The sequence below is a fragment of the Planococcus sp. 1R117A genome (assembly GCF_051417975.1).
Classification (GTDB): domain Bacteria; phylum Bacillota; class Bacilli; order Bacillales_A; family Planococcaceae; genus Planococcus; species Planococcus shenhongbingii.
On the sequence record NZ_JBPRLO010000006.1, the window covers coordinates 80,583 to 104,422 of the forward strand.

Sequence of the window (23,840 nt, forward strand, 5' to 3'; positions counted from 1 at the left end):
GCGCTGAAGCAATTTCTTCACTCTTCATAAAATTATAGCTCTAAAAGAAAACGCCTAACCAGTTATTGGTCAGGCGATTTAATCATCTACATTAAACTTTTGTGACGGCGATAGCCAGAATAAAGAATAAGGCAGCAAGTACAATCGTAACGCGTTGAAGGACTAGGTCCAATCCACGGGCTTTTTGCTTGCCGAAAAGTTGCTCTGCTCCACCGGAGATGGCTCCTGAAAGGCCTGCACTTTTTCCTGATTGCAATAAGACGACAACGATTAAAGCGAGCGATACGATGACGAGTAATGTCATTAACAACGTATGCATAAATTCCACCTCCTGAAAAGAACTTCCACAACAAGAATAAGTTTACCAAAAACTGCGAACTATGACAATAGCAACAGAACTAATGGGTTCCTTATACCTTATTTCTTCAAGTTGTAGAAAGTTTTAACGCCAAGGTATTTCGCTGTATCATGAAGCTGGTCTTCGATGCGCAGCAATTGGTTGTACTTCGCAACGCGGTCTGTACGTGAAGGTGCCCCAGTTTTGATCTGTCCCGCATTTGTTGCCACTGCGATATCGGCAATCGTTACATCTTCCGATTCTCCTGAACGGTGGCTGATGACAGCTGTGTAGCCCGCGCGTTTCGCCATTTCAATCGCATCAAATGTTTCTGTCAATGTACCGATTTGGTTTACTTTGATCAAGATCGAGTTTCCAATGCCTTGCTCAATTCCCTGCGCCAATTTTTTCGTATTTGTCACGAATAAATCATCACCGACTAATTGAACACGGTCACCAATGCGTTCTGTCAGCAATTTATGGCCTTCCCAGTCATTTTCGTCCAAGCCGTCTTCAATTGAAACGATTGGGTATTTATTGGAAAGTTCTTCGTACCAGTCAACCATTTCAGCAGAAGTTTTCACTGTATTGTCTCCTGGCAAGTTATATACGCCTTTTTCTTTGTCGTAGATTTCAGAAGCAGCGACGTCCATTGCAAGAAGAACATCTTCTCCTGGTTTATAGCCCGCTTTTTCAATAGCTTCCATAATCGTTTGAAGTGCTTCTTCGTTTGACCCAAGGTTTGGAGCAAAGCCGCCTTCATCCCCTACAGAAGTGTTATAGCCTTTTTCTTTCAAGACACTTTTCAGGTTATGGAAGATTTCTGCTCCCATGCGCACGGCGTGGCGGAAGGTTTCTGCACCAACCGGCATGACCATGAATTCCTGAATGTCCACATTGTTATCAGCATGCTCACCGCCGTTTAAAATGTTCATCATCGGCACTGGCAATTGCTTAGCGTTGAAACCGCCTAAGTATTGGTATAACGGAACATCTAAGTAATCAGAAGCGGCGTGGGCTACTGCCATGGAGACACCCAAAATAGCGTTTGCCCCTAAGCGGCCTTTGTTTTCCGTACCGTCCAGTGCAATCAATGCCTGGTCGATGGAGACTTGGTCAAGAACTGAGAAGTTGCCTTCGATTTCTGCAGCAATTTCATTGTTAACGTGGTCAACTGCTTTTAATACGCCTTTTCCAAGGTAACGGCTCTTGTCGCCGTCGCGAAGTTCAACTGCTTCGTGTTCTCCAGTCGAAGCTCCAGATGGTACTATTGCGCGTCCAAATGCGCCGCTTTCTGTGAATACTTCCACTTCGATTGTTGGGTTTCCTCGTGAATCTAATACTTCGCGTGCTAAAACGTCTGTGATAATTGGCAATGAAAACATCTCCCTTTTAATATAATGGTTTTCCGGTCATTTCTTCCGGTTGTTCAACATTCAGCAATTTCAATACGGTCGGAGCCAAGTCGGCTAGAATTCCGCCTTTTCTCAACTCCACGCCTTTTTTAGTCACAATGACCGGCACTTGATTTGTCGTATGGGCAGTCATCGGCATGCCTTCAAGCGTTACCACTTCATCGGCATTTCCATGGTCAGCTGTTACGATGGCATATCCACCTTTGGCGTGCAGCGCCTCAATGATTTTGCCTAAGCATTCATCGACCACTTCAATGGCACGGATTGTCGGCCCAAGCATTCCACTATGGCCAACCATATCCGGGTTTGCAAAGTTCAAAATGATGGCATCATGAGCGTCATTTTGAATTTGTTCGACCAGTTTGCCTGTCACTTCAAAAGCACTCATTTCCGGCTGCAGATCGTATGTCGCCACTTTCGGGGAATCTACCAAAATCCGGTCTTCTCCCGGGAAAACTTCTTCTCGTCCTCCGCTCATAAAGAACGTCACATGCGGATACTTCTCTGTTTCCGCAATCCGCAATTGCGTCAATCCTTTATCGGACAATACTTCACCGATCGTATTCTCCAAATTCTGCGTTTCATAAGCAACTCGTGTCGGCAAGTCATCACTATAAGATGTAAATGTGATGAATGACAGATTTGTCGGATGCTTCACGCTCAGCTGCAATTCCTGGAATCCTTCACGCACGAATACAGAAGTCAGTTGAATGGCCCGGTCAGGACGGAAATTGAAAAACACGACAGAATCGCCTGTTTCAATCGTTGCCACTGGCTGGCCTTCTTCAACGATGGCAAAAGGCACGACAAACTCGTCATGGATGCCCAAATCATAAGAATAAGTAATACCAGCATTAGCAGATGGAGCCGTCTGGCCCGCACCATCCACTAAAACGCGGTAAGCAAGGTCCACCCGCTCCCAACGCTTGTCGCGGTCCATTGCATAATACCGGCCGCTAATGGAAGCGAATTTTCCGACGCCGATTTCTTGCATTTTCTGCTCGGCTTCTTCCACATATTTAAGCGCTGTCTGCGGTCCGACGTCCCGGCCATCTAAGAATCCGTGTACATAAACATTTGTTAAACCATGAAGTTTTGCCAATTCCAACAGAGCGAACAAATGCTCATAATGGCTATGCACGCCGCCGTCTGACAGCAAGCCCATCAAATGGAGCGCTTTGCCGTTTGCTTTGGCATTTTCAACCGCTTCTACAAAAGCCGCATTTTGGAAAAAGTCGCCATCGCGGATTGATTTATGGATCCGTGTCAGGTTCTGATAAACGATTCTTCCGGCACCGATGTTCAAATGGCCAACTTCCGAATTGCCCATCTGGCCTTCCGGAAGCCCTACTGCTTCGCCTGAAGCCGTCAAAAGGCTGTGTGGATAGTTGTCCCATAATTGATCAAAATTCGGTTTATTTGCTTGAGAAACAGCATTGCCAAAAGTCTCTTTCCGGCAGCCGAAACCGTCCAAAATGATTAACGCCACTGGATAATCTGTATTACGCATGCGATCCCGCCTCTAGTAGTTTTACAAAGGAGTCTGCTTCAAGGCTGGCGCCTCCAACAAGCGCGCCGTCAATATGTTCCATGCCCAACAATTCTTCGATATTGGCGGGTTTAACGCTGCCGCCATACTGGATGCGAACTTGCTGAGCAATGCCGTCATTGAATAATGAAGCCACTTTATCCCGGATAATGCCGCAAACTTCGTTGGCATCTTGGGCAGTAGCTGTCTTGCCTGTTCCAATCGCCCAGATTGGTTCATAAGCAATCACCAATTGCCCGGCTTGCTGTTCCGATAAACCAGCGAGCCCTGCTTCTACTTGTGCTTCAACAATTGAGCCCGTATCACCTTTTTCACGCTGCTCCAACGTCTCGCCTACGCACATAATCGGTGTTAAGCCGTTGTCAAATGCTGCATGGACTTTTTTGTTGACCGATTGGTCTGTTTCATTGAAATACTGCCGGCGCTCTGAATGCCCGATAATCACGTACTTCACTTTGATGTCAGCCAATTGGGCAGCACTGATTTCTCCAGTAAATGCACCTTCTTTTTCTTCATGCATCGTTTGAGCGCCTATTTGAAGCGAACTTGATTCTGTTGATGCGACAAGCTGCTGCAGGTAAAGAGCAGGCGCACAAATGACCGAATCAACTTTGTCTGCATCCGGCACGAGACCTTTTACTTCTTCTACAAATCCCTTTGCTTCAGATAAGGTCTTATACATTTTCCAGTTTCCAGCAATAATCGGTTTTCTCAACAATACCACTCCTTCTATTTGTCGGTTAAGGCAGTTACGCCTGGCAATTCTTTGCCCTCCATAAATTCGAGGGAAGCTCCGCCGCCGGTTGAAATATGATCCATTTGATCAGCGACATTGAACTGCTCTACTGCAGCGGCTGAATCGCCTCCGCCAATAATTGTATAAGCTTCTGTTTTTGCCATAGCCTGTGCTACTGATTTTGTGCCATTTTCAAAAGAACTCATTTCAAAGACGCCCATCGGCCCATTCCAAATGATCAATTTAGAATTCATAATGACATCGGAATAAAGCTCAACAGTTTTCGGTCCAATATCGAGGCCCATCCAGTCTGCAGGAATTCCATCGATCTTGACCACTTTGGTTTCCCCATCATTGGAAAATTCTTTTGTCACAACCACATCTACAGGCAAATAAAGTTTAACGCCTTTTTCTTCCGCCTTTTTGATGAACGATTGTGCCAGCTCGATTTTGTCTTCTTCGAGCAAAGAAGTGCCGATTTCATGGCCTTGGGCTTTCGTAAAGGTATAAGAAAGTCCGCCGCCAATTAGCAGATTGTCGACTTTGTCCAGTAAATGGTCAATCACGCCGATTTTATCCTTTACTTTCGCTCCACCGATAATGGCGGTAAATGGCCGCTCCGGTTCAGATAAGGCTTTTCCTAGCACATCCAGTTCCTTTTCCAATAATAGGCCGGAAACGGCAGTCAAGTGCTTGGCTATGCCAGCCGTTGAAGCGTGCGCTCTATGTGCAGCTCCGAAAGCATCGTTGACGAATACATCTGCCAGCGCGGCAAACGCTTTAGCCAATTCTTCATCGTTCTTTTCTTCGCCAGGATGGAACCTAACGTTCTCCAATAGAACAATATCTCCCTCGTTCATCGAAGCAATTTCCTGTTCAACTTTTGGCCCGATGGATTCATCCAGGCTCTTCACTTCTTTATGTAATAATTCGCTTAGTTTGGCGCCTGCTGCTGCAAGCCTCATGTCTTCGTTGACTTCACCTTTTGGGCGTCCCAAGTGGCTAGCCAAAATCACTTTCGCTCCGTTGTCAACCAGATACTCGATTGTTGGAATGGCAGCGCGGATCCGTGTATCATCAGTCACTTTTCCTTCCGACATCGGTACGTTAAAATCCACTCGGCAAAATACACGTTTCCCTTTTAAGTCCACGTCTTTCATAGTCATTTTCTTCAACATGACACTACCTCCCCGTTCGTCTAAAAAAAATAAGGGGCGGGGTAAACCCCCACCCCTTTACCCTCTTCCATTATAGAGGTTCATCGGAAATTAAGCTATAAATTTGGGATTACAATCCTGTTTTATACATGTGAAGAGCAAGGTCGATACAACGTGCAGAGTACCCTGATTCGTTGTCATACCATGAAAGAACTTTCACCATGTTTCCGCCAAGCGCCATTGTGGATGCACCGTCGACTGTAGATGAAGCCGGGTTGCCATTATAGTCGCTTGATACCAACGGAAGATCCGTGTAAGCCAAGTAACCTTTCAATTCGTTTTCAGTTGCTTCTTTCAACGCATTGTTGACCTCTTCGACAGTAGCTTCTGTTTCAAGTTCTGCCACTAAATCGATCAATGATACGTTTGGTGTAGGAACGCGGATAGCCATTCCATCCAGTTTGCCTTTTAGTTCCGGCAATACTTTTGTTACTGCTACTGCAGCCCCAGTAGTTGTCGGAATCATCGACTCTGCTGCTGCACGTGCACGGCGATAATCTTTGTGAGGTGAATCCAACAAGATTTGGTCGTTTGTATAAGAGTGAATTGTAGTCATCATGGCATGTTTGATGCCAAAACGCTCATTCAATACTTTAGAAATGCCTGCAAGGCCGTTAGTCGTACATGAAGCATTTGACACTACGTTGTCCGTTTCTGGGTCGTAGCTGTCATGGTTTACGCCCATAACCAATGTTTTCATGTCTTTGCCCGGTGCAGAAACGATAACTTTCTTAGCGCCAGCTTCGATATGTTTAGCAGCCGCAGCGGCATCTGTGAATCGGCCTGTCGATTCAAGGACGATGTCAACCCCTAATTCTCCCCATGGAAGAGCTGCAGGATCTTTTTCAGCGAATACACGCATTCTTTTGCCGTTCACGATAAGCTCTTCGCCTTCAGCAGAAATCTCTGCATCTGAAATGCCGTGCACTGAATCATATTTCAAAAGATGTGCAAGCATTTTTGCGTCAGTCAAATCGTTTACTGCTACTACTTCCACTTCCGGGTTTTCCATTACCTGGCGATATACAATACGTCCGATACGTCCAAATCCGTTAATTGCTAATTTTAAAGTCATTTAAAATTCCTCCTGTTTTTGAGTTAACTCGATTATTTTTTGTGCTGCACCTTCGTCTGTGATTAAAACTGTTTGTTCCGGCGCAATCTTGAAGTAAGAAAGAATTGCTTTAGCTTTCGATCGCCCTCCTGCAACTGCCAGGATAAAAGGCGCTTTTTGAACTTGTTCAATTTGGATTCCCGCTGTGCGGATGCGGTAAACTACATTTCCATTTTTGTCGAAGTAATACCCGAAAGCTTCACTTACCGCTTCACCTGCCCGGATTTTTTCCACTTCTTCAAATGAGGACTTTCGCTGCAGCGCAATTTCTTCAGCGTTTCCAATGCCATGTACAACAACTTGTGTCTGGTCGTACAATTCCATCATTTCTTTGATCACCGGTTCCCGCATCATCATCTCGTACGCCTCAGCACTTAAATGATCAGGCAGATAAAGTGTTTTTACCGCTCCACCGGTTTTTTCAGCAAACAGGGAGGCGATTGTATTGGCTTGATGGAGGACATCTTCCCCTAAGCCTCCTCTTGCTGCAATAAATTGCAATGAGCTGTCTTTCTTATCGGAAGCTATTTCTTTTGAAATAGCAGCCATTGTACTGCCGCCTGTTACCGCGATTTTTTTATACAGTGGGAACTTCGCTTCCAATAAGCGGGCAGCTTCTTTACCTATATTCGACTTGACTGCTGGAATATCGTCGCTGTTTTGAGGAACGATCAGCACTCTCGATATTCCTAAAATGGACTTCAGCTCTTTTTCCATGTTGGATAAACCCGACACTTCGCGCATAAACTCCTTTAAAGCATCAAGCACTTCAAGTCCCTGTGCAGTAACAACCATTCCAGCAGTTCTTGCTTCAATCAATTGCTGGTTTCGCAAAAGATCTGTTTCTTTTCGGATATCCCGTTCAGTCATTCCGGCAAGTTCACTTAAGGTTCGTCTGCCAATGGGTTGTTCCATTTGAATGGTCTGGAGGATCTGATAACGCTTTTTCAGGAGCTCGGTCATTTCCGGCATCAGCTTTTTCTTCGCTTCCGTTAATGGATCCATTCGTTCACTCCATTTCAAGCTGGACGTTTTTTGTCCCACTTTTAATTTTATTGTCCCACTAGTTTTATTCTAACGAAGGACTAACTAAAATGCAAACAAAAAGAAGCGTTAGAATTCTAACGCTTCCAATAATTCGATATAACCAATGTTTCCATAAATCACGACTTTCCCGTCTTTTTCGAGCACAGGAATCATCAGCATGTATTTTTCATGTATGGCATCGTCGCTCTCGATATCGACTTCCTCATATTCGAAAGGAAAATCTTCCCGTACAAGCTCAAGCATCATTTTTGCTTCATCACATAAAGGGCAATTTTGACGTGTATAGAATGTAATCATTTTTACTTCCTTCTTTCTATTTTATTTAATTGCATTCTCTCATACTGAAATGCCGCAAAAAGGTCTCGAAGACAGCGGCTGATTTTTTGAGATTAAATCTTTGTGGCAAGCAATGTACAAAAGATAATTTCTATAGCTCAGCTAAGAAAATGTGCATAACAAAAGATACGTCCATTAGAAACTGATCCATTTTATACATTCGTTATTTTAAAAAATTAAAAAAGCCGATTCCGGTCTCCGTTAGGTGGTGCACCCCAAAAGTTAGAGTTCAAATCTAACTTTTGGGGTGTTTTTATATGGCGAAATATAGTGAGGGTTTCAAACTGCGGATTGTCAAAGAATACGCAGAAGGTTCTTTGGGTTATTCCCTTTTAGCCCGAAAATACGGAATTCCTAGTTCTACTCCGATCAAACGGTGGGTACGTGCTTATCAGGTGCTTGGAGAAAAGGGACTGCGGAAGAAGCAGACGAACCAGGTGTATTCTGTTCAATTCAAGGTGGATGTATTACACTTTATGAAACAAACAGGTGCTTCCTACCAAGATACGGCGATTCAGTTTAAGATGAACAACCCTTCCCTGATCACGACTTGGAACCACCGGTTCCTGGAAAAAGGGATAGCCGGCTTGGAGGAGCGAGTGAAAGGACGGCCACCCATGTCCAAGAAACCGAAAAGCAGAACTGAAAACCAAGAGAAACTTCCCTCTCGTGAAGCGCAGCTTGAACGCGAAAATGAGTTGCTTCGCTTAGAGGTTGCGTACCTAAAAAAGTTGAAAGCTTTCCGGGAAAATCCGAATGCCTACCTCGAAAAGCCCAAACGGAAATGGCGTTCGAACTCCGCAAAAAAGGATTCCGATTGAAGGATGTGCTGAAGATCATCGATCTTCCAGAAGCGACGTATCATTACCACCGGCAGCGATTCGATTCGGAAGACGCAGACCGGGAATGGAAAACAGTGATCCGGGCGCTCTTTGAGAAACACGAAGGCCGTTACGGGTACCGCCGGATCCATCTGGAATTACAAGCGCAAGGATATGACATTAATCACAAGAAAATCCAGCGCCTTATGAGGGAATTGGATTTAAGATGCGTGAAGTTCATCCGGAAATCCCGCTACAGATCGTATAAGGGCAAAGTCGGGACCATTGCCAAAAACCGGTTGAACCGCCGGTTCCAAACAGCGCATGTCTTGCAAAAGATGGCCACCGACGTCACCGAATTCAAATGTACAGGGGAAGAAAAGCTGTATTTAAGCCCCATCATGGATCTTTATAACGGCGAGATCATTGGCCTGAGTATGGCGAAACGGCCGACCCTCGACTTCGTCCTGAATTCGCTGCACCAGGCCCTGCCGATTATCAAAGAGCAGGCTGTCTACCGGACAACCCTCCATTCGGACCAAGGCTGGCATTACCAGCACCCGGCCTGGGTGAAGGCGCTGAAGCAGCACCGGATCTTCCAAAGCATGTCCCGGAAAGGGACATGTGCCGACAATGCGGCTATGGAAAATTTCTTTGGCCTCCTGAAGCAGGAGATGTATTACGGGGAAGCGTTGGTATCCTACGAAGAATTAAAGAAGCGGATCGAACGTTACATCTATTACTACAACAACGAACGCATCAAACAAAAATTGGCCGGCATGAGCCCAGTACAATACCGGACGCATGCCAGCCAATTAGCTGCATAACGAAAACTCTAACTTTAAGGGGTCACTACCTTATTACGGAAAAGGAATCGGCTTTTAAACTATGCCCTCGGAGAGAATCGAACTCCCATCTTAAGAACCGGAATCTTACGTGTGATCCATTACACTACGAGGGCGTTTTCGTTCTTAACGACTTTTCTATTATAACCATAACAATAAATCTTTTCAAGCCTATTTTTTTAATTCGTTAGATTTGACCTTCATTGACCATAATGTGTATGATATTAATACAGCTGGAAGAACTTTCAGCATGAATTGACTACTATTTATTATGAGGAGGAAATATCTTATGAATTTAATTCCTACAGTAATTGAACAGACTAGCAGAGGCGAACGCGCTTATGATATTTACTCGCGCTTGTTAAAAGACCGTGTCATCATGCTCGGCAGCGGAATCGACGATAATGTTGCCAACTCAATTGTAGCACAGCTCTTATTCCTTGAAGCTGAAGATCCAGATAAAGATATCTCCATTTACATCAACAGCCCAGGCGGAAGCATTACAGCCGGTATGGCAATTTATGATGTTATGCAGTTTATCCGTCCGGATGTTCAAACTGTCTGCATCGGCATGGCAGCATCTATGGGTGCTTTCCTGCTTGCAGCTGGGACAAAAGGAAAACGCTATGCACTTCCAAATGCTGAAGTCATGATTCACCAGCCACTTGGCGGAGCTCAAGGACAAGCGACAGAAATTGAGATTGCAGCGAAACGCATTTTGCACCTACGTGAAAAATTGAACCAAATCTTGTCAGACCGTACTGGCCAGCCGTTAGAAGTGATTTCAAAAGACACAGACCGTGATAACTTCATGACTGCTGAACGTGCAGTTGAATATGGTTTGGTCGATCAAATCATCACTCGCAACAAATTGCTGGACGAAAAAAAATAAAATGAACAAAGAGGATTCGGGATGAGTTATTCCGAATCCTCTTTTTCTATTAACGATTTTGCGAATAGAAAGAGTCCACAGCTGGTTGAGGAAGTTGAAATTTGTATAAGGTATCTTCCCTTAACCGATATTCCGCCAACCAGCTGCGCTTGCCGCGGGCGAGCGCCAAGCCTCCTCAGCCGCTTCGCGTCTTGCGGGGTCTCGGCTGTCTCGCTATCCCGCAGGCGTCTCCGCCGGTTGGCTTCATATCTAGAAAGCGGGTACAAACATTCGAGAGCTTTCCGAATCAGCTCCCTATTCCAGAGAATCTCCAAAGGTAACAAAAGAGAGCTGATTGCAGCGGAAGGTGGGCGACTCCTGCGGAAATAACATGAGCTGAAGACCCTGGACTGAGCAAAGCGAAGGAAGCGGCTGAAGCCATGTCCGCGGAAAGCGTCCCGCCTGGAGCGAAATGAGAAAAGGCTGCCGAGAGTTTCTCGACAGCCTTAAGAATCGACAGCTGGTTGCTGTGGACTCTTTTTTATGCATCTTTTTCAATAAGGGCAGCCAATGCTTCGACTGCCGTTTCTTCATCTCTGCCGTCTGCAGAAATTTTGACGGTCGTTCCTTTGCTGATTGCCAGGCTCATGATGCCCATAATGCTTTTGGCGTTTACTTTTTTATCGTCTTTTTCTAAGTAAACATCCGAATTATAACGGTTTGCTTCTTGAACGAACAAAGCCGCTTGCCTTGCTTGTAATCCTGATTTCAATTGTACTTCCACTTGTTTATCAACCATGCTGATCCTCCTCTGAAACTTGGCTAAACACTTTAACTTATATGAAAGAAAGGCCTAAAATCACTGGCCAATCATTTCTCCTTTTCTCAAGGTATCGGCAATTTCATCAATTTTCCGCAACCGGTGATTTACACCTGATTTGCTGACATTGCCCGTTGAGACCATCTCGCCCAATTCTTTTAAAGTGACGTCCTGGTATTCTACTCGCAGGCGTGCAATTTCACGCAGCCGTTCCGGCAATTGGTCAATCCCGATCAATTGATCAATAAGGCGAATATTTTCCACTTGCCGCAGCGCCGCATCAATGGTCTTATTCAAATTGGCGGTTTCACAATTCACTAAACGGTTGACGCTATTGCGCATATCGCGAATAATCCGCACATCTTCAAATTTTAATAAAGCAGAATGCGCACCGGCAATGCTGAGAAAGTCCGAAATTTTTTCCGCTTCTTTCAAATAAGTGACAAACCCTTTTTTCCGTTCAATCGTCTTGGCGTTCAAATGGAATTCGTTCATCAAATTCACTAAAGAATCCGCATGGTCTTTGTAAAGCGAGTAGATTTCCAAATGATAGGAAGAGGTCTCCGGATTATTAACAGATCCCCCTGCTAAAAATGCACCACGCAAATACGCTCGTTTACAGCAGTTCTTTTCGATTAACGCTTTATTGATTTCATGTTCAAACTGGAAGCCTTCTGAAATAATAGCCAGGTCTTCCAACACATGTTTAGAACCTTCCCTGATTCTGCAAATATAAACGTTATTCTTTTTCAGCCGCATCTTTTTTCGGACCAGCAGTTCCACTGGATAAGCCCGGTAAAAGCGCTTTAATAATGTGTAAATCCGACGGGCTATAGCCGCATTTTCGGTTTGTATATCAAGGCTCAATTGCCGATTTGAAAATGATATGGTGCCGTTCATGCGAATTAAAGCGGATAATTCCGCTTTCCCACAACAATCGTCTACTTCGACTTGTGTCATCTCTTTTTTGGTTTCCGAAGCAAAAGACATCCATATTCCCCCTTCCAAGCATTAAAAATACAAATGCTCAGGATCTTCTTTGATAAGGCCTCCAGCATATTCAAACAGCCATTCTGCTACTTTCATCGGTTCATGCCGGACTGTTTCTCCGAAAATATTCGCGATGTCCTGTCTGAATATTTCAAGGCCCATATTGTGCAAACGTTCTTCATCATATTCGACCGGCCACGCTTTTTGTTTTTTATAGCGTTCTACAACTCCTTTAGGAACTTGTTCCTTATTGAGCAGAATCGCATCTAAAAACGGTTCACCTACATGGTCGTAAATCGCTTGAACATGGTCACAAGCTGTATATTTGTAGGTTTCTCCTGCTTGGGTCATTAAATTGCAGATGTATATTTTTTTAGCTTCAGCTGCAACCACTGCCTTTTTTATGTCTTTTACGAGCAGATTCGGCAATATACTGGTATACAACGAACCCGGCCCCACTACAATAACATCCGCTTTAGTGATAGCCTCTATCGTATCAGGCAAAGTTTTTACATCCTGCGGTTCTAAAAAAACTCTTTTTATTGGCTGCAAATACGCCGGAATCTTAGATTCTCCGCTGACAATCGTGCCATCTTCAAACTCGGCATGAAGCGTGACCAACTGGTTTGCTGCCGGCAGCACTGTCCCATTGACGTTCAAAACACGGCTCATCTCCCTGACTGCATGTGAAAAATCACCTGTGATGTTCGTCAAAGCAGCAAGCATAAGATTGCCTAGAGAATGTCCTTCCAAATCCGGGGAGTGTTTAAATCGGTATTGAAACATTTCCGCCACCAATGGTTCAGCATCTGATAAAGCAGCCATGACGTTTCGAATGTCTCCTGGAGGCGGTATATCTAAGTCGTTTCGAAGCCGGCCTGAGCTTCCACCATCATCAGCTACAGTAACAACCGCAGTTAAGTCCAGCGGAAACTTCTTTAATCCTCTTAGAAGCGTAGATAGTCCTGTGCCTCCACCAATAATAACAACCCGTTTCCGGCGTAAAGTACTTTCCATGCACTCAGCCCTTTCTTGTTTTGACGTCCCGATGAGTAACGATCGTTTTGTTTTGTTCTGCCAATAGTTTTCCGTAATATTCAGCAAGCGTCACTGACCGGTGCTGGCCGCCGGTGCAGCCAAAAGCGATCACCAGTTGCGCTTTGCCTTCGTTTTTATACTGGGGAATCATGAATTCCAAAAGGTCTGTCAGTTTACTGATTAATGTTTGGGTCTCACTCCATTGAAGAACATAGCTTGAGACCGGTTCATCCAGTCCGGACAACGGTTTCAATTCTTCAATATAATAAGGGTTCGGCAAAAAACGGACATCGAAAACCAAATCGGCATCAATTGGAATGCCGTGTTTAAAGCCGAATGACATCACATTGACGGTAAATTTATTGCTTGTTTGCGTAGCGAAATCTGTCACAATTTTTTCTCTTAGCTGTCTAGGAGTCATGGTGGAAGTATTGTAAATGTACTTCGCACGCCCTTGCAGATCCATCAGCATGTCGCGCTCTTTTTTAATGCCGCCAAGCACTAGGCCGCCTGGAGATAATGGATGTGACCGGCGTGATTCCTTATACCGGCTGACAAGTGTTTGGTTGTCGGCATCAAGAAACAGAATCGTCGTAGACACTTTTGACTCTTTCGAGATATTGTCAATGGCATCCACAAGGCTGTCAAAAAAGTCGCCGCCCCGTAAATCCATAACTGCCGCAACCCGCTTCATTGATTTGCCGGAATCTCTCATCAACTTGATGAAAGTAAGCAATAAAGCCGGCGGCAAGTTATCAATTGTAAAAAAACCCAAGTCTTCGAAACTTTGGATTGCGACTGTTTTGCCGGCTCCTGACATGCCGGTTATTATAATTAATTCAGTTTCATCTGTATGCTTATCCATTATGCTGGATCCCCTCTTCAGTAGACATTTGAATGCTTTCTTTAATTAGCTGGAATTCCGGCGAATAATGAAAAGTGCCATATTGCATACCTATTTGGCTAGCAGCAAATTGCAGGTTTGTACGGTCTCCTTCAGCCATCGGCAAAAATGCCAAACTTTCAACAGGATGCCATTCAAGAAGGCCTTCTCTTGTTTCTTCGAAAGGTTTGCCAATCAAGCCGGTTGCCAAAAAAGTGAAAAGCATCCATTCATCAACGATTTGTTCTTTTTCTTGAATCATCATCGTGTAGATCCCTTTTAAATGAGTTCCAAGCGGCTGTACACCTGTTTCTTCCATGAACTCTCTGACCGCCGCTTCATAAATTGATTCTCCTGTTTCCATTTTACCGCCCGGTGCAACGTACCAATCACGCCGGGGTTTTTTTAATAGCAATACTTGTCCTTCATGGACCACTAATAAATTTGCGATTCGCTGCACTGTCGACACTCCGTATCTATTGTAAACTCTCTCCATTATACATCTATCCTGGCGTGTCATGCAAAAAAAGAAAAGCGGAGGCGCCCGGTAAGCCCCGACAAGCGCCTATGGAAGAAGAGTTTTAAAATTTATGCATAAAAAAAGAGGCCGTTCTCCGATTAACTCGAAAAACGGCCTGTCAAAAGTTCTTTATAAAAAGGGGGTCAATTTACTATCCCTACTTTACCACCATCTTATGACAACAGTGTTACAAGTAGATTAAAATAGCATTAAATCAAGCTTTAATCCCGATTTTTTCGACCAATTCCTCAATATAATGCTGAACCGCTTGAGCAGCGATACTTCCGTCACCAGTTGCTGTAACAACTTGGCGCAGCATTTTTTCACGTACGTCTCCTGCTGCATATATACCCGGAACTGCTGTTTCCATTTTTTCATTGGTAACAACATAGCCTTCGTCATTTAGGATTCCTAAATCAGCAAATGGTTTAGTCAATGGCAGCATTCCGATGTAAATGAATACGCCATCCGCTTCAAATTCCTGTTCATTGCCGTCTTTTGTAGAAACCAGCGTGACGCTTCCCACTTTGCCGTTTTCATCATTAATTTCTTTAACCGTATGGCTCCAGATAAAATCAATTTTATCGTTTGCAAAGGCCCGGTCTTGAAGAATTTTTTGTGCGCGAAGCTCATCGCGTCTATGGACGATGGTTACTTTATCTGCAAAACGCGTTAAATAAACGCCTTCTTCAACTGCAGAGTCTCCGCCTCCGACAACCACCAGATTTTTCTGTTTAAAGAAGGCTCCGTCACAGACTGCACAATAGCTGACACCTCGGCCACCCAGTTCGTTTTCACCAGGGATACCCATTTTTTTATACTCAGCACCTGTAGTAATAATGATGGCACGCGCTTTGTATTCTTTCGAACCAGCGATGATGGTTTTGTATTCTTCACCATCAATGATTTCTTTTACGTCGCCATAAGCGTATTCAGCACCGAATTTTTTTGCGTGCTCGAACATTTTGTTCGAAAGGTCCGGCCCTAGAATATGTTCAAAACCCGGATAGTTTTCAATTTCTTCCGTGTTGGCCATTTGGCCGCCTGGAATTCCGCGTTCAAGCATTAATGTAGATAAATTCGCTCTTGATGTGTAAACAGCGGCTGTCATGCCTGCTGGTCCTGCTCCAATAATGATCACGTCATAAGTATTATTCGTCTCAGTCATAATAGGCCCTCCTAAATCTCAGTAGCTAAATCGTATAAGATTACCAGCATTGCAGCAACTTTTTTGCTTATGATTCGAAAAGCGGCAAATACTGGATCAACTGATTAACATATTTGGTCAGTGTAGCTGATGTTATGCCGAAATGTGCGGCAACCGCTTTTTTGGTGACAGAACGGTCTCTTGAAGATCTGACCATATAAGCAACCGAAGCGGCCAATGCTTTTGGATTTTTAAATTCATAACGGCGTTCAAACGCTTTTTCCACTAGCATAAACCACATTTGGAAAGCGTAGGAGCCTTGCTCAGTTATCATACTTTCTTCTTGGTACAGAATTTCAGTCGCTTCCATTGCCCGCATGAATGCTTGCTCTTCCGGCACATGTGCTTTAAACGGATGGCCGAGCGCATATCCAAGCAGATAGGTTTCAAGCACGGTTGGCTGTTCAGATTTCAGCCAATTCGGATGTGAAACAATTTCCTGCTTATGGGCAGACTTTCCTAATAGAAAAAGTCCGAACAACCGCTCGCTCGTCTGCGGATGATCAAGTTTGCCCACCAAATAATCCCGGTCATGTTCAAGCGCGTCTGGATGTGGCATAGCCGCCTGTTCTGCCCATGGTTCGTAGCCGTCTTTGCCCGGATCCATTTGCGTCAAATGCTTCCAGGCTTGCTTGGCAATGTCTTCATGGCCGGAGTGATAAGCTGCATGAGACAACCAGAAATAGAACGCAGGATCACCGTCAAATCCGCGTTTCTGCAAGCTCCGCAACCAGCGGTACGCTTCTTTATACTTGCCGACCAATGCAAAAGTAGCTCCCAATTTATAGCGATGCTCAAAGACATACGGCTGAATTTTCTTCAGCAAATCCAGCACGTCTTCAAGTTCCTCATTTTTTTCGTAATAATGAAAGACTGCCAAATTGCAAAGTGCATGCAAATTCCCTGTATTTCTTCTTAACACATCATGCAGCAGCGCTTTTGCCATTTCCGTTTCGCCGATATAAAAGTAAGCCAAGGCAAGATTATTATGTGCTCCCCAGAAATCCGGCTTTTCTTCAATCAGCGATTCCAGCAATTTGATGGCTTCCAGAAAGTTCCCTTCCTCCATCAAGCGCCGGGCTTTTTCTTGCTGATAAAAATGCTCACTGTCTTGAGCTTCTCCGTCGTCATCAAAAAGCTGCCAGTCTTCTTGTTCTGCAAAATCGATGATTTCTAAAGCTTCTGCTGCATACTGGCCCTGTATGTCGTTTTCCACGTATTTCTTCGCAAAATTGCGCGCTTCTAAGAACATTCCCATGTGTGCATTCACTTCTGCTAAGAAAAACAAGGTCTCCGTCTTATATTGATCAAGATCATATGCCGTACGCAATGCTTCCATTGCCGGGCCAAATTCCTGCATCTCCATAAGCACGATGCCAAACTGGACCCAGATATCCGGGTCTTTCGGGCTTAATTCTGTAGCCCGCTGCAGATACTTATGGGCTTTGGGATACTGTTCCCGCTGTAACTCTTTTAATGCCTTTTTGTAATAATATTCCCCTGTTGGTATGAATGACAGGACATTTTCATAGTTTTTCTTTTTTTTATTCTCCAAAATATGCCTCCGAAAAAGTAAAAGGAACGATTGTCATCGCTCCTCCACTTAAATGTGCTGTAATTATAGCATATTTTCTTATTATTTACTCGCAGTTTTTGTTGCATGCCGTTCTTTTAACACGTCAATGACATCGTCAAACCCGACTTTCTGTTCTTGCAGCAGCACCAGGACATGATAAAACAAGTCTGCTGTTTCCATCGCCAGTTCTTTTGGATCTCTATTTTTCGCTGCAATAATCACTTCAGCTGCTTCTTCTCCGACTTTTTTGCAGATTTTATCGACGCCTTCTTCGAATAGATAGGTCGTATAAGCGCCGGCCGGCATTTCTTCTTCCCTTTTTCGGATCAATCCCGTCAGTTCACTGAGCATGTCCACTTTCGACTCGTTTGGTGCACCGGCAATCGTGTTATGGAAACAGCTTTCTTCGCCAGTGTGGCAAGCCGGGCCATTCGGAATCACTTCATAGATCAACGAATCTCCATCGCAGTCAAGGCGGACTGCTGTTACTTGCTGGGTATTGCCGCTAGTCGCGCCTTTGTTCCATAATTCATTGCGGCTTCTGGAGTATAGCCAAGTTTCATTTGTTTCCAGTGTTTTTTGTACGGCTTCTTCGTTTGCATAAGCCAATGTCAGCACTGCTTTCGTGTCGGCATTTTGAATAATAACGGGAACCAGCCCGTTGCCATCATATTGGATATCGTTCATCGGACGTTCACTCCCTCTTTCCTTAAATACTCTTTCACTTCAGCAACGCTCGTTTCTTTGTAATGAAAAATCGAAGCCGCAAGAGCAGCATCTGCATCCACTTCTTTGAAGACTTCGGCGAAATGTTCCCGATTTCCTGCCCCGCCGCTTGCAATCACCGGGACTTCTACCGCTTCCCGCACCGCTTTTGTCAGTTCCAGATCAAAACCATCTTTTGAGCCGTCTTTATCCATTGAAGTCAAGAGCAGTTCCCCAGCTCCCAGTTCAACGCTTTTCTTCGCCCACTCCACTGCATTCCAGCCGGTTTTATTGCGTCCGCCATGTGTATAAACATCCCAGCCTGTGCCGTTGCTTTTGGCATCAATGGCTACGACGATGCATTGCGAACCGAAATAATCCGCTCCTTCTTTGATCAGCTCGGGCCGGTCAAGCGCCGAAGTGTTCAAGGAAACTTTGTCGGCTCCTGCACGCAGCATACGCTTCATATCTTCAAGAGAACGAATGCCGCCTCCAACCGTAAACGGAATGGATAATTCAGTGGCCACTATTTTGACTACTTCAATCATCGTTTCTTTGCCTTCGTGGGAAGCCGAAATATCCAAAAAGACCAATTCATCCGCTCCTTGCTTGTCGTAAAAACGGGCAAGCTCCACCGGGTCCCCGGCATCCCGAAGCGACACAAAGCTTACGCCTTTGACAACCCGTCCTTCTTTGACATCGAGGCATGGAATAATTCGTTTGGTCAACATGACAGCGCCTCCTCCAGCGTAAAGCGGTTTTCATACAGCGCTTTACCGATAATGACTCCGGCAATCGGGCTTTCGCCTGCTGCCTGTTTAACGTTTTGGATATCTTCAAGAGAACCGATACCACCGGAAACGATTACTTCTGCTTGATCCGAATCGACGAGCGTTTTATTGGCATTGATATTCGGCCCCTGCAGCGTGCCGTCCGTTGCGATATCTGTGTAGATAAAATGCTTGGCTCCTTTGGAAACAAAAAAGCTGGCGACGTCTTTTGCTGATTGCCCCGAAGTTTCAATCCATCCTTCAGTTGCAGCCATCCCGTTTTTGGCGTCAATGCCGATGACGATCCGTTCTGCCCCAAATTCCTCAATAAATGATGCGACCAGTTCCGGATTGCGGATTGCAAGGCTCCCGATGATGACGCGGCTGATGCCATTTGACAAATAATGTTCTATATCTTCGCGCGTCCGGATGCCGCCGCCAATTTGGATATTGACCGGAAGCTTCGCCGCTTCAATTACAACTTTATCATTGATCCGGACGCCATCTTTGGCTCCGTCCAAATCGACCATGTGAATCCATTCCGTTCCGGCATCCACAAATTGCTTAGCCATATCAACCGGCGAGTCGCCGTATACGGTTTCCTGTGCATAATCTCCCTGAAAAAGCCTTACGCATTTTCCGCCGCGCAAATCAATTGCCGGATAGATTTGAAACTTGCTCATCTTGGTTCCTCCTGACGTTTGCAATCCATTGTTCAAGTAAATAATGGCCGAAATCACCGGATTTTTCCGGGTGGAACTGCATTCCTGTAATCAACCCTGAACCGACGACGCCTGGCACATCGATGTTGCCATAGCTTGCTGTCGCCCATACCTGTTCCGGGTCCGTGTTCACTGCTAAAAATGAATGGACGAAATAGACATGGGTATCCACTTGCAGATCCTCCAGCCAATACGGCATGCGGGAAAATCCAAGCCGGTTCCAGCCCATATGAGGAATGCGGTACGCCCCTTTTTCAAAACGGCGAATCTGCCCTTTCAACAAGCTGAGCCCTTTTGTCGGTTTTACTTCTGAACTGTCTTCATACAACAGCTGCATGCCAAGGCAAATGCCAAGAAGCGGAATACCTTTTTCGGGCAATGATTGAATAAAAGAAGAAAGTCCTTTGCGGTCCAGCAATTCCATCGCATCCGGAAAGGCACCGACTCCCGGCAGTAAAATTGCTTCTGCTTCAAGCAGCGTCTCCGGATCGTCAGATAGAATCACTGTGCAATCCAGTTTTTTCAATGCTTGTTCAACGCTGAACAGATTGCCCATGCCGTAATCGATAATTCCGATAATCATGTTAACAGCCCCTTTGTAGACGGCACGCCTTTCACACGGGAATCAATGATTGTCGCTTCGTCCAGCGCACGAGCGAGCGCCTTAAAGACCGCTTCGATGATGTGGTGTGTATTATGGCCGTAGTGAATAATGACGTGGACATTCATACGGGACTCAAGCGCAAATTTCCATAGAAATTCGCGGACCAGTTCTGTATCAAAGGTGCCAACTTTTTCGTTTGGAATATTGCCCCGCATTTCCAAGTGGGGCCGATTTGAACAGTCAACGACCACTTGTGCAAGAGCGTCATCCATCGGCACAAAGGCATTGCCATAGCGGCGGATGCCTTTTTTGTCACCCAGCGCTTCTTTCACTGCTTGTCCTAGGACAATGCCAATGTCTTCTGTTGTATGGTGATCATCGATATGGGTATCTCCATCCGCTTTGATTTCTCCGTCAAACAAGCCGTGCTTGATGAATAAGTCGAGCATATGGTCCATGAACGGTACACCCGTTTTGATATCCGCTTTCCCGTCTCCATCCAATGAAAAAGAGATGGCTACTTTGGTTTCATTTGTATTGCGCTTGATTTCGGCTTTTCTCATCGTTTATTCTCCTTTTTTCCAGGCACGGGATTCTACAGCCCGCGCATGTCCTTCGAGTCCTTCAAGGCGGGCAAGACGGGCGATTTTCGCTTCATTTTGCTGCCAGGCCTGTTCACTGTAATAAACTACACTTGTTCTTTTGACAAAATCATAGACCGACAAGGCACTCGAAAAACGCGCCGTGCTGTTGGTCGGCAAGACGTGGTTTGTGCCTGCGAAATAATCGCCGATCGGTTCCGACGAATAACGACCGATAAAAATCGCGCCGGCATTCTGGATTCTTTCTGACAGGGATTCTGCATCTGCCGTCATAATTTCCAAATGCTCCGGTGCCAGTTCATTCGCTGCCGCAATCAATTCATCCATCGTTTCACCGATATAAATCATGCCGTGATCGTTGATTGCTTTTCCTGCAATGGACTGCCGCGGCAGGGTCTCCAGCTGGCGTTCCACTTCAAGCGAAACAGCATCTGCTAATTGTTGACTGGTTGTCAGCAGCACGGCACTTGCCATCGGATCGTGTTCCGCCTGGGATAATAGATCCGCCGCCACTTCATCGGCAAAAGCTGTTTCGTCTGCAATGACAGCAATTTCACTTGGCCCTGCAATCATATCGATTGCGACGTCGCCATAAACTTCCCGTTTTGCAAGAGCTACGAAAACATTGCCTGGTCCTGTGATTTTATCAACTGCTTCAATTGATTCTGTGCCGTATGCCAGTGCAGCAATCGCTTGGGCACCGCCCGCTTTATATATTTCATCAATTCCTAGTATGTGGGCTGAAACCAATACTCCATCTGATAATTTGCCATCTTTTCCTGGCGGAGAAATCAATACGATCCGGCCGACGCCGGCTACTTGAGCCGGAATAACATTCATCAATACGGAAGACGGATAAGCCGCTGTTCCGCCTGGAACATACAATCCCGCTGAACCGATTGCTGTCACGCGCTGAGCGACATAAGAACCATCGCTTCTTGTATTTTTATATCCCTCTTGCTTCTGGTTTTCGTGATACTCCCGGACATTATCTGCCGCTTCCGTCAAATCCTTAAGCAGCTGGGCATCGAAACGGTCGACCGCCTCCGTGATTTCTTCTGGGCTGACCTGGATACTTTCCAATTTGACGCCATCCCATTTTTCGGTGTAGCCAAGCAATGCCGAATCGCCGTTTTGCTTCACGTTTCGGATAATTTCTTTGACGGATGCCAGTTGCTCGGCATTAGCTTCAGCAATCGTTCTTCTGATCGAGATGTTGGAAGATAATTGCGTCTGTTTCATGCCTTCGCCTGCTTTCGTAAGTTTTCGACAAGTTCACGGATCCGCTCCTGCTTTAATCGGTAACTAACTGGATTCGCAATCAGCCGGGAAGTGATTTCAGCAATTTGCTCATACTCCACTAGGCCATTTTCTTTCAGCGTTTTTCCTGTTGATACAATATCGACGATGCGGTCTGCAAGGCCAATCATCGGCGCCAATTCGATAGATCCGTTCAATTGAATGATTTCCACTTGCTCCCCTTTGCCTCGGTAAAAGCGGGAAGCGATTTTAGGATATTTCGTTGCGATGCGCGGCGTCACCGGATTCATTTCTGTATTCGGCAATCCTGCAGTCGCGATATAGCAGCGGCTAATTCCAAGGTCCAGCAATTCATGGACGGAGCGGTCCAGCTCCAGCATGACGTCTTTCCCAGCTATTCCAATATCCGCTACGCCATGTTCCACATAAACCGGCACATCCATCGGCTTCGCCAAAATAAAGCGGAAGCGTTCGTTCGGTGCTTCCACAATCAGTTTGCGCGAATCATCCAGTTCTTTCGGCAAATCATAGCCTGCTTTTACCAGCAGCTCATAGGCTTCCTCAAAAATCCGCCCTTTTGGCATAGCAATCGTCAGTTCATCCATTTTTAGCACCTTCCAATCGTCTTACTTCGCTGAACAATGCAGTAAACTCTTCTAGCGCGTGTACAGCCGGAGCATATTGGAGCGTGGCTCTTGCTCCGGATTCGCGCAATTGCTGCGCTTGCTCATGTGCCTGTTCTTCACTGGCTTCGTCAAATAAAATCAATATATGCTGCTCTTCCTCTTTGTCCGGCGGCATCACTTCCAGCAGCCGGTCTACACGCAAGCCGAATCCTGTAGCTCCGATATGCAAGCCGAACTGCTTCATCAATCCATCGTAGCGCCCGCCATTGCCTAGCGGAAACCCGCTTCCTGCTCCATATATTTCAAACACCAGGCCGGTATAATAGGTCATATGGCTGGTAAAGGATAAATCATAAGTGATGGCTTCCGCCAGTCCGTTTCTTTGGATGATGGTCTGCAGTTTCAGCATTTCTTCATAAAACGCTGTTTGTTCACTATTTGAAAAATCAATGTATGGTTTCCAGTCTTCTAAAGAGGACGTGATGATTAATTGTTTAAAAGAAGCCGCTTTTTCTGTATCCCCAATCAATTCATTGGCCAGTTGTTCAAAACGGACACTGTTTTTCGAGACAAGAGCAGCACGGACCACTTCTATTTGATCATCGTCCAATCCAAAATCCTTTAATATAAGTTGCAGCAATTGTGTATGGCCAATGACGACACGGCCAGATTCAACGTTCAACTGATTTAAGATATTCGAGGCCAGGATAATCACTTCTGCATCTGCGTAAAGCGAATCATCGCCGATCAGTTCGACGCCCATTTGTTCGAATTCTGCCGGCCGGCCGCCTTCCCGCTTTTGTGCCCGAAAAACGTTGGAATAATACCCGAGCCGGACCGGCATTTTTTCTTTCAGCAATTTTGATGCTGCCACCCGTGCAATTGGGGAAGTCATGTCGGGACGAAGGACCAGTGTTTCGCCTTGGCTGTCCAATAATTTAAAAAGCGCGTTATCTGGAATAGCAGAAATTTTGCCGATTGTTTCGTAATACTCCAGTGTTGGAGTTTGAAGCAAATCATATCCAGCACCTTGCATGATCGCTGTGCCTTTCGCACGCAGTTCAGCTTTCTTTTTAGCAATAAACGGGAAATCGTCACGCATACCCAGTGGTTTCTCGAACATTTGAATGGTCATTGAAGGTCACTTCCTAAAATTGGTTATTTTACTTTAGTTAGTTAGAGTGGTGAAGTAATTTTTATTTTAGCGCATGTTTCCATGGACCGTCAAG

General features: G+C 45.4%; 26 protein-coding genes and 1 tRNA gene. 3 read left to right on the plus strand and 24 right to left on the minus strand.

Translation table 11 applies throughout. From position 1 onward, the window contains the following. Positions 1 to 91: 91 nt before the first annotated feature. The 8 genes from secG to ACSFXN_RS16745 form a co-directional block, all read right to left on the minus strand. Entirely contained in the window at positions 92 to 319 is a 228-nt protein-coding gene (gene secG, locus ACSFXN_RS16710; RefSeq protein ID WP_036808196.1) for a preprotein translocase subunit SecG, read from the minus strand. A gap of 98 nt (positions 320 to 417) precedes the next feature. After that, positions 418 to 1,713, minus strand: coding sequence for a phosphopyruvate hydratase (gene eno, locus ACSFXN_RS16715; RefSeq protein ID WP_437151256.1), 1,296 nt, complete (start codon positions 1,711 to 1,713; stop codon positions 418 to 420). Between the two features lie 16 nt (positions 1,714 to 1,729). Then, the gene (gene gpmI / locus ACSFXN_RS16720; RefSeq protein ID WP_437151257.1) at positions 1,730 to 3,262 is read right to left on the minus strand and encodes a 2,3-bisphosphoglycerate-independent phosphoglycerate mutase; all 1,533 of its coding nucleotides are present in this window, start codon (positions 3,260 to 3,262) and stop codon (positions 1,730 to 1,732) included. Next, entirely contained in the window at positions 3,255 to 4,016 is a 762-nt protein-coding gene (gene tpiA, locus ACSFXN_RS16725) for a triose-phosphate isomerase (RefSeq protein WP_437151258.1), read from the minus strand. The genes gpmI and tpiA overlap by 8 nt, the downstream gene beginning before the upstream one ends. A gap of 14 nt (positions 4,017 to 4,030) precedes the next feature. Then, on the minus strand, positions 4,031 to 5,212 hold the full coding sequence (locus ACSFXN_RS16730) for a phosphoglycerate kinase (RefSeq protein ID WP_437151397.1): 1,182 nt from the start codon (positions 5,210 to 5,212) through the stop codon (positions 4,031 to 4,033). A 112-nt stretch (positions 5,213 to 5,324) separates the two neighbouring features. Further along, positions 5,325 to 6,329: a type I glyceraldehyde-3-phosphate dehydrogenase gene (gene gap, locus ACSFXN_RS16735; protein ID WP_437151259.1), complete on the minus strand. Its 1,005-nt coding sequence runs from the start codon at positions 6,327 to 6,329 to the stop codon at positions 5,325 to 5,327. After that, positions 6,330 to 7,373 carry a sugar-binding transcriptional regulator gene (locus ACSFXN_RS16740; RefSeq protein WP_437151260.1) on the minus strand — a complete coding sequence of 348 codons (1,044 nt, stop codon included), beginning with the start codon at positions 7,371 to 7,373 and terminating at the stop codon, positions 6,330 to 6,332. A 108-nt stretch (positions 7,374 to 7,481) separates the two neighbouring features. Further along, positions 7,482 to 7,712 (minus strand): glutaredoxin family protein, encoded by a 231-nt coding sequence (locus ACSFXN_RS16745; RefSeq protein WP_437151261.1) that lies wholly within the window; start codon positions 7,710 to 7,712, stop codon positions 7,482 to 7,484. A 296-nt stretch (positions 7,713 to 8,008) separates the two neighbouring features. Between ACSFXN_RS16745 and ACSFXN_RS16750 the strand changes: the two genes are divergently transcribed. Next, positions 8,009 to 8,572, plus strand: a complete 564-nt coding sequence (locus ACSFXN_RS16750) for a helix-turn-helix domain-containing protein (protein ID WP_437151262.1) — start codon at positions 8,009 to 8,011, stop codon at positions 8,570 to 8,572. A gap of 5 nt (positions 8,573 to 8,577) precedes the next feature. Beyond that, on the plus strand, positions 8,578 to 9,399 hold the full coding sequence (locus ACSFXN_RS16755; RefSeq protein ID WP_437151399.1) for an IS3 family transposase: 822 nt from the start codon (positions 8,578 to 8,580) through the stop codon (positions 9,397 to 9,399). Positions 9,400 to 9,461: 62 nt separating this feature from the next. Here the strand turns inward: ACSFXN_RS16755 and ACSFXN_RS16760 are convergent. Beyond that, a tRNA-Arg gene (locus ACSFXN_RS16760) sits at positions 9,462 to 9,533 on the minus strand. Positions 9,534 to 9,706: 173 nt separating this feature from the next. Between ACSFXN_RS16760 and clpP the strand changes: the two genes are divergently transcribed. Then, entirely contained in the window at positions 9,707 to 10,309 is a 603-nt protein-coding gene (gene clpP / locus ACSFXN_RS16765) for an ATP-dependent Clp endopeptidase proteolytic subunit ClpP (RefSeq protein ID WP_300992051.1), read from the plus strand. A gap of 520 nt (positions 10,310 to 10,829) precedes the next feature. On the opposite strand, the gene ACSFXN_RS16770 is transcribed toward clpP, so the two are convergent. From ACSFXN_RS16770 to ACSFXN_RS16840, 15 genes are all read right to left on the minus strand, one after another. Further along, on the minus strand, positions 10,830 to 11,087 hold the full coding sequence (locus ACSFXN_RS16770) for an HPr family phosphocarrier protein (RefSeq protein ID WP_300992049.1): 258 nt from the start codon (positions 11,085 to 11,087) through the stop codon (positions 10,830 to 10,832). 60 nt (positions 11,088 to 11,147) lie between these two features. Next, positions 11,148 to 12,098, minus strand: a complete 951-nt coding sequence (gene whiA / locus ACSFXN_RS16775; protein WP_437151265.1) for a DNA-binding protein WhiA — start codon at positions 12,096 to 12,098, stop codon at positions 11,148 to 11,150. Positions 12,099 to 12,119: 21 nt separating this feature from the next. Continuing rightward, entirely contained in the window at positions 12,120 to 13,115 is a 996-nt protein-coding gene (locus ACSFXN_RS16780; RefSeq protein ID WP_437151267.1) for a gluconeogenesis factor YvcK family protein, read from the minus strand. A gap of 4 nt (positions 13,116 to 13,119) precedes the next feature. Then, entirely contained in the window at positions 13,120 to 14,001 is an 882-nt protein-coding gene (gene rapZ, locus ACSFXN_RS16785) for an RNase adapter RapZ (protein WP_437151269.1), read from the minus strand. Further along, entirely contained in the window at positions 13,994 to 14,479 is a 486-nt protein-coding gene (locus tag ACSFXN_RS16790; RefSeq protein ID WP_437151401.1) for an NUDIX hydrolase, read from the minus strand. The genes rapZ and ACSFXN_RS16790 overlap by 8 nt, the downstream gene beginning before the upstream one ends. A gap of 274 nt (positions 14,480 to 14,753) precedes the next feature. Further along, complete coding sequence (gene trxB, locus ACSFXN_RS16795; protein ID WP_300992045.1) at positions 14,754 to 15,707, minus strand: thioredoxin-disulfide reductase; 954 nt, start codon at positions 15,705 to 15,707, stop codon at positions 14,754 to 14,756. A 67-nt stretch (positions 15,708 to 15,774) separates the two neighbouring features. Next, entirely contained in the window at positions 15,775 to 17,301 is a 1,527-nt protein-coding gene (locus ACSFXN_RS16800) for a tetratricopeptide repeat protein (RefSeq protein ID WP_437151271.1), read from the minus strand. 81 nt (positions 17,302 to 17,382) lie between these two features. Further along, positions 17,383 to 18,009, minus strand: a complete 627-nt coding sequence (gene hisIE, locus ACSFXN_RS16805) for a bifunctional phosphoribosyl-AMP cyclohydrolase/phosphoribosyl-ATP diphosphatase HisIE (RefSeq protein WP_437151273.1) — start codon at positions 18,007 to 18,009, stop codon at positions 17,383 to 17,385. Next, positions 18,006 to 18,758, minus strand: a complete 753-nt coding sequence (hisF, locus tag ACSFXN_RS16810; RefSeq protein ID WP_437151275.1) for an imidazole glycerol phosphate synthase subunit HisF — start codon at positions 18,756 to 18,758, stop codon at positions 18,006 to 18,008. The genes hisIE and hisF overlap by 4 nt, the downstream gene beginning before the upstream one ends. Then, on the minus strand, positions 18,752 to 19,480 hold the full coding sequence (gene hisA / locus ACSFXN_RS16815; RefSeq protein ID WP_437151276.1) for a 1-(5-phosphoribosyl)-5-[(5-phosphoribosylamino)methylideneamino]imidazole-4-carboxamide isomerase: 729 nt from the start codon (positions 19,478 to 19,480) through the stop codon (positions 18,752 to 18,754). The genes hisF and hisA overlap by 7 nt, the downstream gene beginning before the upstream one ends. Further along, positions 19,449 to 20,102 carry an imidazole glycerol phosphate synthase subunit HisH gene (gene hisH / locus ACSFXN_RS16820; protein ID WP_437151277.1) on the minus strand — a complete coding sequence of 218 codons (654 nt, stop codon included), beginning with the start codon at positions 20,100 to 20,102 and terminating at the stop codon, positions 19,449 to 19,451. Before hisH ends, hisA begins: the two co-directional genes overlap by 32 nt. Beyond that, positions 20,099 to 20,686: an imidazoleglycerol-phosphate dehydratase HisB gene (hisB, locus tag ACSFXN_RS16825; RefSeq protein WP_437151278.1), complete on the minus strand. Its 588-nt coding sequence runs from the start codon at positions 20,684 to 20,686 to the stop codon at positions 20,099 to 20,101. Before hisB ends, hisH begins: the two co-directional genes overlap by 4 nt. Before the next feature lie 3 nt (positions 20,687 to 20,689). Beyond that, positions 20,690 to 21,967, minus strand: coding sequence for a histidinol dehydrogenase (gene hisD, locus ACSFXN_RS16830; RefSeq protein WP_437151279.1), 1,278 nt, complete (start codon positions 21,965 to 21,967; stop codon positions 20,690 to 20,692). Further along, positions 21,964 to 22,590 carry an ATP phosphoribosyltransferase gene (gene hisG, locus ACSFXN_RS16835; RefSeq protein WP_300992035.1) on the minus strand — a complete coding sequence of 209 codons (627 nt, stop codon included), beginning with the start codon at positions 22,588 to 22,590 and terminating at the stop codon, positions 21,964 to 21,966. Before hisG ends, hisD begins: the two co-directional genes overlap by 4 nt. Beyond that, positions 22,583 to 23,746 (minus strand): ATP phosphoribosyltransferase regulatory subunit, encoded by a 1,164-nt coding sequence (locus tag ACSFXN_RS16840; protein WP_437151280.1) that lies wholly within the window; start codon positions 23,744 to 23,746, stop codon positions 22,583 to 22,585. The genes hisG and ACSFXN_RS16840 overlap by 8 nt, the downstream gene beginning before the upstream one ends. Positions 23,747 to 23,840 lie beyond the last annotated feature (94 nt).